A 14522-nucleotide genomic window follows, 5' to 3' on the forward strand; every position below is an offset into this window, starting at 1 on the left:
AATAATGGACTCTGACATGGACCGGCTGCGGGCCTTTGAGGTGTTTGCGAGCGTGGTCGCCAAGGGCAGTTTCACCCGCGCCGCCGAGGCGCTGGAAACCTCGCCCGCCAACGTCACCCGCTATGTGAGCGAACTTGAGGCGCATCTCGGCACCAGGCTTTTGAACCGCACGTCGCGGAAAGTCTCGCTCACCGAAAGCGGCCGGGCGCTTCATGAGCGCTGCACCAATATCCTCGACGACGTGGCGGAAGCCGAAGCGCTGGCCAGCGCCACCGCCCTGCGGCCGCGGGGGCGCCTGCGCATCAACGCGCCGGTCAGCTTCGGCATCCGTTACCTCGCCAATCTGTGGCCCGACTTCATGCGCAGATATCCCGAGATCGAACTCGACGTCGACCTCATCGACCGCGTCGTCGACATGGTGGAGGAAGGCTACGATCTGGTGGTGCGCGTCTCCGGCCAGGGCTCGACCGCGCATGTGGCGCGGAAGCTCGCCGCCTCGCGCAACATCGTCTGCGCCGCGCCGGCTTATCTGAAGCGCCACGGCACGCCCAAGGTGCCGGCCGACCTCGCCCGCCATGCCGCCATCGGCTATTCCTATGCCGCCACCGGCGACGACTGGCATTTCGCCGGTCGGGACGGCAAGCCCGAAATCGTGCGGACGCGCGCCGTCATGCACACGAACAATGGCGATACGATGCGGGCCGCCGCCATCGACGGTCACGGCATCATCCGGCCGGCGATGTTCATGGTGGCCGACGACCTCAAGGCGGGGCGCCTGGTGCGCATCCTCAAAGATCACACGCTGCCCGATACCGACCTCATGGCGATCTATCCCAGCCGGCGGCATATCAGCGCCAAGGTGCGGGTGATGGTCGACTTCCTGGCGGCGGCGTTCAAGGGCACGCCGCCCTGGGAAAGAACCTAGGCCGTCTTAGGCGCCCGGTCGAAGGTCGTGGCGATGACGCCGGCGACGATCACCAGCGCGCCCGCCCAGGTGATCAGCCCATAGCGTTCGCCCAGCATGCTGACGCCGACGATGAGGCTGGTCGCCGCCGCCACATAGCCGATCTGGCTGAGATAGACCGGCCCGCCCGCGACCTGCAGGCGGAAGAACAGGGCGAACATCAGCGCTGCCAGCGCCATCTGCGCCACCACCAGGAAGGGATTGATCGCCAGCATCGGGAAGGGCAGCGCGCCGTCGAAGAAGAGCGCTGCCAGAATGAGGCAGAGGGCCGCCACCGCATTGCTGCCCATGGCGAGCACCAGCGGCACGCCGCCATCCGGCCAATCGACGGTGCGGTAGACATTGCCGGCGGCGAGGCTCAGCGGAATGACGAGCGCCAGGAGTGCCCAGGTGAGATCGGCGGGACGATCCACCTGCCCCTTCGAGAAGACGACGATGAGTGCCCCCAGGCAGCCCAGCACGATGCCGGCAATGCCCAGCACACCGGGCCGGCGCGTGCCGAGCAGGATCGAGAAGACCAGGGTCATGATCGGCGACAACGTGAAATAGATCGTCGTCATGCCGGCACCCAGATGCGGGATGGCGCTGTAGATGACGAGATTGGGGATGACATAGGCGAGGAGCGCGGTGATCAGATAATAGCGCAGATGCGGCCGGTCGAGCGGCACGCGCTGCCGGCGCAACATCAGGATGACGAGCAGCACCAGCGCCCCGCCCCCGGCGATGGCGAAGGCCCAGGCTGCTGCCGATATCCCGCTTTCACGCGCGATCTTCCCCATCGGCGCGAAAAGGCCGAGCAGGACTCCGGTGGAGAGCAGCAGGCGAAGGGCGAGGAGACGTTGGGCTGGGGGCATGGATTTTTGAGGTTTGTTGGAGAGAGCGGATTGGTTGCTCCCCCTCTCCCTAACCCTCCCCCACATTGGAGGGAGGGAATTCCAGCCAGTCTGAACGCGAATTGCGCAGCGACCTCGGTCAGGCTCCCTCCCCCAACGTGGGGGAGGGGGGGGAGAGGGGGATTAACTACGCAACCGTGTCGACATGGCCCTGCGCGTCGCCGGCGGGGGTGGGGTCGCCTTTGGCGACGCCGACCAGGGCCGGGCGCAGCAGGCGGTCATGCATGACGTAACCGGCCTGCAGGACCTGGACCACGGTGCCGGAGGGATGCGGCGTGCCGGGCACTTCGAACATGGCCTGGTGGAGGTTGCTGTCGAACTTCTCGCCTTCGGGCCAGATGCGCTTGATGTGCTGGCGGGTGAAAGCGGCGTCCAACTGGCGTTCGGTCGCGGAGACGCCGTCGAAGAGGGATTTCAGCACCTCGTCCTTGGCGATCGCCTCGGCCGGAATGGCGGCCAATGCCCGATGCAGATTGTCGGCGACGTCGAGCATTTCCTTGGCAAAGGTCGAAGCGGCGTATTTGGCCGTCTCGTCGCGTTCGCGCGTCAGGCGCCGGCGCGTGTTCTCCGTCTCGGCCACGGCGCGCAGCAGCTGGTCCTTCATGGCCAGGTAATCGGCCTGCAGGGCAGCGAGATCCACGCCTTCCGCCGCTCCGCCGGCCGCAGCCTCGTCGATCCCGCCGACGGGCCCGCCGACGGGATTGTCCACAACGTCTTTTTCCTCAGAACCCGTCATCACGACGTCGAACTCCTAAAACACAAAGCAGATGATGAAATATCAGCCGAGGATTCGGCTGATGACCTTGGCGGTATAATCCACCATGGGGATGATGCGCGCATAATTAATGCGGCTGGGGCCGATCACCCCGATGGCGCCGATCAGCCGACGCTGGCTGTCGCGATAGGGCGAGATGACCGCCGAACAGCCGGCGAGGCCGAAAAGGTCGTTTTCGGCGCCGATATAGATCTGCACGCCGTCCGCCACTTCCGCCGCTTCGACCAATTTAAGCAGCTGCTCCTTTGTTTCAAGAGCGGTGAAGAGCGAGCGGAGGCGCTCCAGATCGCCGATTCCTGTCACATCTTCAAGGAGATGCGCCTGGCCGCGCACGATGAGGGCGCCGCTATTGTCCTCGCGCGACCAGGAGGCAAGGCCCGCTTCGACGACACTCTTGGTGAGCTGGTCGAGGGCCGCGCGCTCGGTCTCCAGCTCGGCGAGGATCTGGTCGCGGCCCATGCCGAGGGTCCGGCCGGCGAGGCGAGTGGTGAGGTAATTGGTGGCCTCGACCAGGGCCGAGGACGGCAGCCCCAAGGGCACGTCGACGATGCGGTTTTCGACCATGCCGCCCTCGGTCACCATGACGACAAGGGCGCGGCCGGGGGCGAGGTGGACAAATTCGATATGTTTCAAGGGCCGGTCGGTCTTGGGTGCCACCACCATACCGGCACAGCGGGAGAGACCCGAGAGCATCAGCGTCGCCTGGTCGAGCACTTCCGGCAGGCTGCGGCCGGTGGCGGCGCATTGCCCGTCGATCGAAGCGCGGTCGTCTTCCGACAAACCGCCGGTCTCCATGAGCCCATCGACGAAGAGGCGCAGCCCCAGATCGGTCGGCAGGCGCCCGGCCGAGGTATGTGGCGCAAAGAGGAGGCCCAGCTCCTCCAGATCGGCCATGACGTTGCGAATCGTGGCCGGCGACAATTGCCCGCCGGTCAGCTGGCCGAGGCGACGCGACAAAGTGCGCGAGCCCACCGGCTCCCCGGTTTCGACATAGGCTTCGACGATGGTACGGAAAATGTCGCGCGAACGCGCCGAAAGCTCGCTCAGAACAGGCCGGTGCTGACTCGGGTTCAACGATGAATTTGGTTTATATTGCATGGCCTTACCCAGGATTACCGATACTATCTAGGCGCTCTCCGTGGCACGTTCAACAGCTGGCGACATTATGCAGGCTCTGCACCGGCACGGCAAACATCCTCAAGTGTTAACAAATATTAACCAAACAAATTGCGGCGTATTGCCGCATTCGGCCCGTGGTTTTGCGGCCACGAGGCGCCACGCGGCAATTTCAGGGCTCTTTTCAGACACTTCCTGCGACATTTGGCCCTTGGCAAAGCTTGAGCTAGATCAAGGTCCCGTGTAGTTTCAGCCTGCTTCCGGTGTATTTCCAGCCATCTGGAGTCCGGAGCACGAAATCTTCAGGGGATGCGCGACGGGTGGCTGCCGGCATAGGCGGCCAATTGTTGCGAGATTGATCATGCCAGGGCGGTCGGGGCCGGATCCGTGTTCAAGGATTTTTGTCCCAATCCCCTAGCCAGAACGGATGGGACCGATATGTTTCTCACTCTCAAGAATACCGGAACAAGGCTGGCCGGGGCTGTCGCTCTGCTGAGCGCCACCATATTGGGGAGCGCCGGTTCGGCCCTTGCCCAGGAAGCCGCCGTCATCGGCGCGCCCAAGCCCGAGCAGCTCGGCATGCAGGAAGCGGCGACCTCGATCGCCGTCGACAGCCACCATTTCCACAACATGGTCCTGATGCCGATCATCACGGTCATCACCGTCTTCGTGATGCTGCTGCTGCTTTACATCGTGTTCCGCTTCCGAGCCTCGAAGAACCCGGTGCCGTCGAAGACGACGCACCATACCGGTCTCGAGATCGCCTGGACGGTTATTCCCATCCTGATCCTGATCGTCATCTCGATCCCCAGCTTCAAGCTGCTCTACAAGCAGCTCGACCTGCCGAAGACCGATCTCACCATCCGCGCCATCGGCCACCAGTGGTACTGGTCCTATGAGTATCCGGACAACGGCAACTTTACCTTCGACGCCAACATGATCCAGACGGCGGATCTGAAGCCCGGCCAGTTGCGTCTCCTGGAGACGGACAACGAAGTGGTCGTGCCGGTCGGCAAGAACATCCGCATCCAGATCACCTCGACCGACGTGATCCATTCCTGGACCGTGCCCAGCTTCGGCATCAAGCACGACGCTGTCCCGGGCCGCGTCAACGAGAGCTGGTTCAACATCGATGCCGACAAGCCGGGCCTCTATTACGGCCAGTGCTCGGAATTGTGCGGGACCGCCCACGCCTTCATGCCGATCAAGATCCGCGCTGTGACCGAGGCCGAATACAATGCCTGGGTCGCCGAAGCGCAGAAGAAGTTTGCCAAGGTAGACGGGGTTACGGTCCCGGGCAGCAATCCGACCGACGTCGCGATTGCCACCCCGGCCGCAATTCAGCCGGCCAATTGATCGAACATAGCTAATCCGATTTAGGGACAAGAGCCATGAGCCCCGTCAGTACACATCATCACGACGCCCATCACGACCATCATCCGACTGGTCTATCCCGCTATCTCTTTTCGACGAACCATAAGGACATCGGCACGATGTACCTTATCTTCGCGATCTGCGCGGGCCTGATCGGCGGCGCCTTCTCCATCTACATGCGTGCCGAACTGATGCATCCCGGCATCCAGATTTTCGGCACCGACGCACAGGTCGACGGCCAGCGCTGGAACGTGTTCATCACGGCCCACGCGCTGATCATGATCTTCTTCACGGTCATGCCGGCGCTTATCGGCGGTTTCGGCAACTGGTTCGTGCCGCTCATGATCGGCGCGCCCGACATGGCCTTCCCGCGCATGAACAACATCAGCTTCTGGCTGCTCATTCCCTCGATCGCCCTCCTCGTCGGTTCGTCCTTCGTCGATGGCGGCGTCGGTGGTGGCTGGACGCTCTATCCACCGCTCTCCGACGAAGGCCAGCCGGGCATGGCGGTCGACATGGCGATCTTCTCGATGCACCTTGCCGGCGCCTCGTCGATCCTGGGTGCCATCAACTTCATCACCACCATCTTCAACATGCGCGCCCCGGGCATGACGCTGCACCGGATGCCGCTGTTCGTGTGGTCGGTGCTGGTCACGGCCTTCCTGCTGCTGCTGTCGCTGCCCGTCTTCGGCGGCGCCATCACCATGCTGCTGACCGACCGCAATTTCGGCACGGCCTTCTTCAAGCCGGACCAGGGCGGTGATCCGATCCTCTTCCAGCACCTGTTCTGGTTCTTCGGCCATCCGGAAGTGTACATCCTCATCCTCCCGGGCTTCGGCATCATCAGCCAGATCGTCTCGACCTTCTCGAAGAAGCCGGTGTTCGGTTACCTGGGCATGGCCTATGCGATGGTCGCCATCGGCTTCGTCGGCTTCGTCGTCTGGGCGCACCACATGTATACGGTGGGCCTCGACGTCGACACCCGCGCCTACTTCACCGCCGCCACCATGGTCATCGCCGTGCCGACGGGTGTGAAGATCTTCTCGTGGATCGCCACGATGTGGGGCGGGTCGATCGAGTTCAAGGTGCCCATGGTCTGGGCCTTCGGCTTCATCTTCCTGTTCACCGTCGGTGGCGTGACGGGCGTGGTGCTGGCCAATGGCGGCCTCGACCAGAGCCTCCATGACACCTATTACGTGGTGGCGCATTTCCACTACGTGCTCAGCCTCGGTGCCGTGTTCGCGATCTTTGCTGCCTATTACTACTGGATCAGCAAGATCACCGGCCGCGAGCATCCGGCCTGGGCGGGTCATCTGCACTTCTGGGCCACCTTCATCGGTGTCAACCTGACCTTCTTCCCGCAGCACTTCCTCGGGTTGGCAGGCATGCCGCGTCGCTATCCGGACTATCCCGACGCCTTCGCCTTCTGGAACTGGATCTCGTCTGTCGGCGCCTTCATCGCCTTCGGTGCGACCCTGTTCTTCGTGGTGATGGCGCTCTACTCCGCTTTTGCCGGCCGCAAGGCGGCCGCCAATCCGTGGGGTGTCGGTGCCACGACGCTGGAATGGACGCTGCCCTCGCCGCCGCCGTTCCATACCTTTGAAGAACTGCCGGTTATCGAGGCAGCCAAGCACCACTGACGTGACACGCGCGGGCGGCGGAGCAACCCTCCGCCGCCCAACTGTTTTTCTGGCGACTGGTTTTTGAACGGAATTTCCTTGAATGGCTAAAGTGCGTCACAACGCGCTCGATCTACCGCTTGAAGGCGAAACGGCATCCGAACTGGTGCTGGCCGGCGCGCGCGTCGGCGATTTCTGGGCGCTCCTGAAGCCGCGCGTGATGTCGCTCGTCGTCTTCTCCGGCTTTGCCGGCCTCTATGTCGCCCCCGGCCATATCCATCCACTGATCGGCACGGTCGCCGTTCTGTGCATCGCCGTTGCCGCCGGTGCGTCGGGCGCCATGAACATGTGGTATGACCGCGACATCGACAGCATCATGAGCCGCACCTGCGGCCGGCCGATCCCCAAAGGTTATGTGGCGCCGGAACAGGCGCTGGCCTTCGGCCTCACCCTGTCCATTTTCGCCGTCATGTTGATGGGCCTCGCCGTCAACCTGACCGCGGCAGCGCTCCTCGCCTTCACCATCTTCTTCTATGTCGTCATCTATACGATCTGGCTGAAGCGCCGCACGCCGCAGAACATCGTGATCGGCGGCGCCTCCGGCGCCTTCCCGCCGATGATCGGCTGGGCCGCCGTCACCGGCAGCGTCGACATCGCCTCGATCGCCCTGTTCCTGCTCATCTTCATGTGGACGCCGCCGCATTTCTGGGCGCTGGCCCTATGGCGCAACCCGGATTACACCAAGGCGGGCGTACCGATGATGCCGGTCGTCGCCGGCATGCAATCGACCAAGCGGCAGATGTTCGTCTATACGCTGCTGCTGGCGCCGATCGCTTTGGCGCCCGTTTATCTGGGTGTTGCCGGCTGGATTTACGGCGCCACCGCCATCGCCCTCAATATCGGCTTCATCTATCACGCCTGGCGCGTGCTGAATTCGGAAGACATGAAGTGGCCGAAGCGGATGTTCGGCTTCTCGCTGCTCTATCTGTTCCTGCACTTTGCCGTGCTGATGATCGACCGCGCGCCCGGCCTCGTCAGCCTCATCGGCGGGAGCATCTGAGCATGAGCGGGCAGGATCGGATCGAAATGGAACGATTGAAGCGATTGAAGCAGCGCAATTGGGCCCTTGCCGGCGCGCTCGTCCTCTTCGTCGTCCTGGTCTTCATCATCTCCATCGTCAAGATGGGCGGTGCGTGATGGCCAAGACCTCGCTCGCCCAACGCAACCGCAATCTGATGATGACGCTGGTCGGCGTCGTCGCCGGCATGATCGGCCTCGCTTACGCGTCGGTGCCGCTCTATGACCTCTTCTGCAAGGCGACGGGCTTCGGCGGCACGCCGCAGCGCGCGGCCGAGAATGACAGCATGGTCGGCACCCGCGACATGACGGTGACCTTCAATACCGATCTGGGGCAAGGCATGCCGTGGCATTTCCGCCCGGAAGTGCCGAAGATGGAAGTTCGCACGGGCGTCACCTACAAGGCGCTGTTCGTCGCCGAGAACCCGACCGACCATACCGTCACCGGTTCCGCCACCTTCAACGTCTCGCCGGATGTCTTTGGTCAGTATTTCGTCAAGGTGCAGTGCTTCTGCTTCGACAAGCAGGTGCTGAAGCCAGGCGAACGGGTCGAGATGCCGGTGGTTTTCTTCCTCGACCCCAAGCTCGAGGAAGATCCCTATCTGGCGAAACTGCGTGACGTGACCCTCGCCTATACCTTCTTCCAGGTGCCCAACGACCAGGCGGCACAGGTCGTGGGTGGCGTCGGGTCGGGAGCGAATGGGGCATCGGCAGTAGCCGGTCCCGTGGAAACGAGCCCGATTGAATCTAGTCTGGGTAACGGTAGTTAAGTAGATTGTGCAGAGATCCGGTCGATCGGGGGAGAATGCCCGGGGTGGTCGACCGTTTTGAGAGAAAGAGTGAGAGCCATGAGCGAAGCGGCACATAAGCCAAACCATCCCTATCATCTGGTCAATCCCAGCCCGTGGCCGCTGGTCGGCAGCATTGCCGGCGGCGTGTTCTTCATGGGCATGGTGCTGTTCATGCACGAAAAGCTGAGCTTTGCCCCGGCGGTGCTGCCGGGCCTGGCGCTCATTCTGCTGACCATGTTCGGCTGGTGGCGCGACGTCGTGAAGGAAGCCGAGGTCGACAAGGCGCATACGCCGGTCGTGCAGATCGGCCTGCGCTACGGCATGGCTCTCTTCATCGCCTCCGAAGTCATGTTCTTCGTGGCCTTCTTCTGGGCCTTCTTCGATTCGTCGCTGTTCCCCAAGGAAGCGATCGGCGGCGTATGGCCGCCCAAGGGCGTGTTGGTTCTCGACCCGCTGGCCATTCCGCTCCTCAACACGCTCATCCTGCTGCTGTCCGGCTGCACCGTGACCTGGGCGCACCATGCGCTGCGTGAAGGCGACCGCAAGGGCTTCCTCCTCGGTCTGTCGCTCACCATCCTGCTGGGCCTCGTCTTCACCGGCTTCCAGGCGTTCGAGTACATCCACGCGCCCTTCGCCTTCAAGGACGGCATATATTCGTCGACCTTCTACATGGCGACCGGCTTCCACGGTTTCCACGTCATCGTCGGCACGCTGTTCCTAATCGTCTGCTTGATCCGCGGCATCAAGGGCCACTTCACGCCGAACCATCATTTCGGCTTCGAAGCTGCCGCCTGGTACTGGCACTTCGTCGACGTAGTCTGGCTGTTCCTGTTCTTCTGGGTCTATATCTGGGGTTCGGGTCCCGGACCCTATCATGGCTGATGCCATGAAATTTTGGTGAGGGTACGACCGTGACCGTACCCTCACCCATTCTGACCGGAATAGCCTGCCGTTGCCCGCGCTGCGGGCGGGGCAGGCTTTTTCGTGGCATTCTCACTCTGAACGAGACCTGCCCGGCCTGCGGCGCCGACCTCAAGGCCGCCGACAGCGGCGACGGCCCGGCCGTCTTCATCATCATGATCCTGGGTGCCATCGTCGCACCGCTGGCGATCTGGCTTGAATTCGCCTTCGAGCCGCCCATCTGGGTGCATATCCTGATCTGGCCCGTGGTGGTCGGCGGCGGCGCCATCGGCCTGCTGCGGCCGATGAAAGGTATCCTCATCGCCCTGCAGTTCCATCACCAGGCTGCCGAACATCGTAACGAATAGCTCACCAGATCGGTTTCCATGACCCGCTCCTTCCGACCCGGCCTCTGGCCGACCCTGTTCACTGTTCCTGCCGTCCTCTTCATGCTGGCGCTGTGCGTATGGCAGGTGCAGCGCCTCTATTGGAAGGAAGGGCTGATCGCCGAGCGGGTTGAACGCACCACCGCGGCACCCATCGCTTTGCCGGATGTGGGCAGCGACCTCAAGGCATTCGAGTTCCACCGCGTGGCGCTCACCGGCCGCTTCGACCACGCCCATGAATTCTACATGCCGGCACGCTCGCAGAACGGCAATGTCGGCTATTGGATCGTCACGCCCTTGCAGCCGGCGGATGGCGGCCAGAGCCTGCTCATCAACCGCGGCTGGGTGCCGGAAGAACGCCGCGACCCGGCAACGCGCCCCGACGGGCAGTTTCCGGAAGTGGTGACCTTCGATGGCATCATCCGCCTGCCGCAGGTGCAGGCCTGGTTCCAGCCGCCCAACGAACCGCAAAAGAACCGCTGGTTCTATCTGGCGCCGGCCGAGATGGCACAAGCGAGCGGCTTGCCCTTCCGCACCGACCTCTATCTCGACGCGGTCAAGACCGACATTCCGGGAAACTATCCGCTGGGCGGGCAGACGCGCATCCAGATGCCCAACGATCATCTGCAATATGCCATCACCTGGGGATCACTGGCGCTGGCGCTGGCGGTCATCTATGCGATCCACGGCTTCAAGGTCGGTCGCACCGAGACGCCTTTGCGCCCGACATCTGAGGACAAGACCGTATGAGCAGCAACGCCTACACCCAGCTGGAGAAGCGTTTTGCGCGCATGGGCGCGCTCGGTGAAGCGGCCGGCATGCTGCATTGGGACATGGCGGCGGTGATGCCCGAAGGCGGCCACGAATCCCGCGCCGAGCAGCTGGCGACGATCAACGTCATCGCCCATGAGATGCTGACCTCGGCCGAGACCGGCGACCTGCTGGCGCTCGCCGGCGAGGCTGGTCTCGACGATTGGCAGCGCGCCAATCTGGCCGAGATGAAGCGCGTCCACGCGCATGCGACGGCGCTTTCGCCCGATCTTGTGGAAGCGGCGACGCGGGCCAAGGCCGCCTGCGAAAAGACCTGGCGCGAGGCGCGGCCCAAGGGCGATTTCAAGCTGGTGCTGCCCAAGCTGCAGGCCGTGCTCGACCTCGCCCGCGAGGGTGCTCTCGCCAAGGCGGAGAAGCTCGGCCTCACCCCCTATGATGCCTTGATGGACGAGTTCGAGCCCGGCGCCCGGGCGGCTGACATCACGCCGATCTTCGACGATTACGCGGCCTTCCTGCCCGAATTCCTGGGACGCGTGCTGGAACACCAGCGCGCCCAGGGCCCGGCCATCCAGCCGCAGGGTCCCTTCAGCATCGAATCGCAGAAGAAGCTCGGCGAGAAGCTGATGGCGGTGATCGGCTTCGACTTCAATCACGGCCGGCTCGACACCTCGCTGCATCCCTTCTGCGGCGGCACGCCGGACGATGTGCGCATCACGACGCGCTATAACGAGGATCAGTTCGCCGACGCGATGATGGGTGTCGTGCACGAGACCGGCCATGCCATGTATGAGCGCGGCCTGCCCATTGCCTGGCGCCGCCAGCCGGTCGGCCAGGCCCGCGGCATGGCGCTCCATGAAAGCCAATCGCTGATCATCGAAATGCAGGCTGGGCGCAGCCAAGCCTTCTGCCGCTTCCTCTCGCCGCTGCTGAACGAGACCTATCCCGGCAACGAGGCGGCGTTCGCACCCGATAACCTCGCTCGCTTCTATACGCAGGTGGCACCGGGCTTCATCCGCGTCTCGGCCGACGAGGTCACTTATCCCGCCCATGTCATCCTGCGCTATCGCCTCGAACAGGGACTCATCAGCGGCGATCTCCAGCTTGCCGACCTGCCCGGTGCCTGGAACGAGGGCATGAAGAAACTGCTCGGCCTCACCGTCACCAATGACCGCGAAGGCTGCCTGCAGGACATCCACTGGTTCGATGGGGCATTCGGCTATTTCCCCTGCTACAGCCTCGGCGCCATGACGGCAGCCCAGTTCTTTGCGGCCGCCGTGGCGGCAGAACCCGGCATTCCGGACGCCATCGAACGGGGCGACTTTGTCCCCCTGATGGGCTGGTTGCGGACGCATGTCCATGGCCGCGCCTCCAGCCTGCCCTCGCCGGAGATCATCCGGGCTGCCACCGGCCAGCCGCTCGATGCCGGCATCTTCCGTCGGCACCTGCAGCAGCGCTATCTCGGCACGGCCTGAAATTCCGGCATTTGACTGGATTTCCGGCCTATGTCGAGGTGGATGCACACACTTGTGCATGTGAGAAATTAGAGAAATCACTTAATCGCTTGAGTTGTACGGCCCCGATTGGCAGCATGCGACCCGGTGGGGATGGATGACGAAAAGCGGCGGCAGATCCTGGGCGACAATTGAACCGGCACGGCGGCCCTATGTGGCTTTGCTGGCGCTGCTGGGCACGGCCTATGCCTATCGCATCAATTCCGATATCGCGGCCTTTTGGCCGGAGCTGGCGGCGATCCAATGGGGGGCGCCTGCGCTCCTCCTTGCCCCGCTGTTGCTGTTGGGTTGGCGGTCGGCGCCGGCCCTGCTCGCCATCGGCATCGTCGCGCGTTACCTGATCCAGGGCGAATGGCCCACGGCGATCGCCGCCGGCACGGCCGACCTGGTCGGCGCCGGCATCGCCTATGTGGCGACACGGGTGGCCATTCCGATCGACCTGCGCCTGCGCCTGCAACGTGATCTCTGGAAATTGCTGCTGCTGGCGGCCCTTATCGTCCCGGCATTGGTGTTTCTCGTCACCACCACGATCGGTGCGATGCTGGGCATCATCCGGGATCCGCTCCCGGCCTTCGTCGTCATGCTCGCCACCAATGCAGTGATCCTGCTGGCGGTCGTTCCTTTCTTGCTGGTCTGGACGACCCAGGTCCAGTCGCGCCCGCCGTTCCGCGCCGAACTCGCCTGGGTCCTGGCCATGATCGGGCTGCTGCTGTGGCTGAGCCTGCACACGCCGCTCGCCATCATCCGGGAACTGGTCTTCGCCTGCATCCTGGCACTCCCGCTGGCATTCTATGCACTGACTCATTACGGCCGCCGCGGCGCCACGCTCGCGGCACTCGCCTTCGCCCTCATCATGGTGACCGGCTCGCACCACGGCGCCATTCTGTTCCACCATATCGCCGGAACGCATGAGCATGCCGCGCTGATGCTGTTCCTGCTCAGCTGCGAGCTGGGGCTGGTGGCGGTTGCGGTGGCGCGGTCGGAACATGACCGGCAGCAGGACCGCATCGCCGAGAATGAATCGCGCCTCAAGATCCTCATCGACAACAACAAGGTCTCGCCCTACGCCATGCCGGGGCCGGACTTCATCACCTACAGCTTCATCAGCGATCGCATCGAGGCGATGACGGGATATTCCGTCGGCGAATGGCAGAAACCGAAGGCCTGGTTCAGCTTCATGGCGCCCGAGGACCGGGAACGGATGGAGCGGATCACCGGCCGCGACCTGAAGCCGGGCCAGGACTACGAATGGGAGTATCGCCTCATTCACCGCGACGGGTCGACCGTCTGGATCCGCGACCTCTTCCGCATCGACCACAAGGTCGACGGATCGCTGGAGTTGCGCGGCATGATGACCGACGTCACCGTGCTCAAAAGCCGCGAACTGGCACTGGCCCAGCGCGAGCGCGAGTTGCAGGAAGCGCGCCTCCATGCCGAACAGGCGAACCGGGCCAAATCGAGCTTCCTCGCCTCGATGAGCCACGAACTGCGGACGCCGATGAACTCCATCATCGGCTTCGCCGAAGTGCTGAACGCGGAATCCTTCGGCAGCCTCACCACCAAGCAACGCGAATATATTGAGGACATTGCCGATTCCGGACAGCATCTGCTGGCCCTCATCAACGATATCCTCGACATGTCGAAGATCGAGGCCGGGCGTTTCGAGCTCAACGAGGAATTGGGTGATCTCGGCCCCATCATCAGCGGCTCCGCCCGCCTCAACGAACGCGAGGCCGCCAAGCGGGGCGTCACCATCGAGATCGATAATCCGGTCAGCAATCTCGGCTTGCATGCCGACCAGCGCAGCATCCGCCAGATCCTGATCAATCTTGTCTCCAACGCGGTCAAGTTCAGCCACGCCGGCGGTATCGTCAGAATTTCCGTCCGCCGCCCACCGGCAGCGGGTGCAGACGGCATTTCCATCTCGGTTTCCGACCAGGGCATCGGCATGGGCGCAGAGACCTTGGCGCGCATCTTCGAGCCCTTCTTCCAGGGCTCCGGCGCCGACTTCCGCCACAAGCGCGAAGGCACCGGATTGGGCCTCGCCATTTCGCAAAAGCTCGCGGAAATGCATGGCGGCAAGGTCACCATCGACAGCGAGCTTGGCCGGGGCACCGTCGTAACCCTGATCCTGCCCGAGACGCGGCTGCATGCGCTGGAGCCGGCAGCGCGCCAGATGACGCCCTGATCGGATAGCCCCCCATTTTGGCCCCCAATTTGCGCCCGGGGGCCGTTCACCATGACAATTTCGCAAGGCCGTTGCCCGCCCGAAGGCCCCGGCATTGCTTGTCAGGGGGCCCCGGCCCCCCTAATTTGAGCCCGATTTCGCCCCGAACCAGACGAGG

14 protein-coding genes are annotated in these 14522 nt (G+C 63.5%); 11 read left to right on the plus strand and 3 right to left on the minus strand.

The annotated features are described in order from the left end of the window. Positions 1-16: 16 nt before the first annotated feature. Entirely contained in the window at positions 17-925 is a 909-nt protein-coding gene (locus tag ACE3OA_RS07330) for a LysR family transcriptional regulator (RefSeq protein WP_374309504.1), read from the plus strand. On the opposite strand, the gene ACE3OA_RS07335 is transcribed toward ACE3OA_RS07330, so the two are convergent. The 3 genes from ACE3OA_RS07335 to hrcA form a co-directional block, all read right to left on the minus strand. Beyond that, entirely contained in the window at positions 922-1818 is an 897-nt protein-coding gene (locus tag ACE3OA_RS07335; protein ID WP_374309506.1) for a DMT family transporter, read from the minus strand. The genes ACE3OA_RS07330 and ACE3OA_RS07335 overlap by 4 nt on opposite strands. 166 nt (positions 1819-1984) lie before the next feature. Further along, positions 1985-2593 (minus strand): nucleotide exchange factor GrpE, encoded by a 609-nt coding sequence (gene grpE, locus ACE3OA_RS07340; RefSeq protein ID WP_374310891.1) that lies wholly within the window; start codon positions 2591-2593, stop codon positions 1985-1987. Between the two features lie 42 nt (positions 2594-2635). Next, a complete protein-coding gene (hrcA, locus tag ACE3OA_RS07345; RefSeq protein ID WP_374309508.1) occupies positions 2636-3730 on the minus strand; it encodes a heat-inducible transcriptional repressor HrcA in 1095 nt (364 codons plus the stop codon). Positions 3731-4186: 456 nt separating this feature from the next. Here hrcA and coxB point away from each other — a divergent pair, with 456 nt between their 5' ends. The 10 genes from coxB to ACE3OA_RS07395 all read left to right on the plus strand — a co-directional run bounded on the left by coxB (position 4187) and on the right by ACE3OA_RS07395 (position 14365). Further along, positions 4187-5104, plus strand: coding sequence for a cytochrome c oxidase subunit II (gene coxB / locus ACE3OA_RS07350; protein ID WP_374309510.1), 918 nt, complete (start codon positions 4187-4189; stop codon positions 5102-5104). 35 nt (positions 5105-5139) lie between these two features. Then, complete coding sequence (gene ctaD, locus ACE3OA_RS07355) at positions 5140-6762, plus strand: cytochrome c oxidase subunit I (RefSeq protein ID WP_374309512.1); 1623 nt, start codon at positions 5140-5142, stop codon at positions 6760-6762. An 82-nt stretch (positions 6763-6844) separates the two neighbouring features. Further along, on the plus strand, positions 6845-7801 hold the full coding sequence (gene cyoE, locus ACE3OA_RS07360) for a heme o synthase (protein ID WP_374309514.1): 957 nt from the start codon (positions 6845-6847) through the stop codon (positions 7799-7801). Between the two features lie 2 nt (positions 7802-7803). After that, complete coding sequence (locus tag ACE3OA_RS07365) at positions 7804-7938, plus strand: hypothetical protein (protein WP_374309516.1); 135 nt, start codon at positions 7804-7806, stop codon at positions 7936-7938. After that, the gene (locus ACE3OA_RS07370) at positions 7938-8588 is read left to right on the plus strand and encodes a cytochrome c oxidase assembly protein (RefSeq protein WP_374309518.1); all 651 of its coding nucleotides are present in this window, start codon (positions 7938-7940) and stop codon (positions 8586-8588) included. The genes ACE3OA_RS07365 and ACE3OA_RS07370 overlap by 1 nt, the downstream gene beginning before the upstream one ends. A 78-nt stretch (positions 8589-8666) precedes the next feature. Then, the gene (locus tag ACE3OA_RS07375; RefSeq protein WP_374309520.1) at positions 8667-9491 is read left to right on the plus strand and encodes a cytochrome c oxidase subunit 3; all 825 of its coding nucleotides are present in this window, start codon (positions 8667-8669) and stop codon (positions 9489-9491) included. A gap of 29 nt (positions 9492-9520) precedes the next feature. Further along, positions 9521-9877 carry a DUF983 domain-containing protein gene (locus tag ACE3OA_RS07380; RefSeq protein ID WP_374309522.1) on the plus strand — a complete coding sequence of 119 codons (357 nt, stop codon included), beginning with the start codon at positions 9521-9523 and terminating at the stop codon, positions 9875-9877. 18 nt (positions 9878-9895) lie between these two features. Next, positions 9896-10645: an SURF1 family protein gene (locus ACE3OA_RS07385; RefSeq protein WP_374309524.1), complete on the plus strand. Its 750-nt coding sequence runs from the start codon at positions 9896-9898 to the stop codon at positions 10643-10645. Next, positions 10642-12138, plus strand: a complete 1497-nt coding sequence (locus ACE3OA_RS07390) for a carboxypeptidase M32 (RefSeq protein ID WP_374309526.1) — start codon at positions 10642-10644, stop codon at positions 12136-12138. The genes ACE3OA_RS07385 and ACE3OA_RS07390 overlap by 4 nt, the downstream gene beginning before the upstream one ends. A 136-nt stretch (positions 12139-12274) precedes the next feature. After that, positions 12275-14365: an ATP-binding protein gene (locus ACE3OA_RS07395; protein ID WP_374309528.1), complete on the plus strand. Its 2091-nt coding sequence runs from the start codon at positions 12275-12277 to the stop codon at positions 14363-14365. The last annotated feature ends 157 nt before the right edge of the window (positions 14366-14522 follow it).

The sequence above is a fragment of the Dongia sp. genome (genome assembly GCF_041906375.1).
GTDB lineage: Bacteria > Pseudomonadota > Alphaproteobacteria > Dongiales > Dongiaceae > Dongia.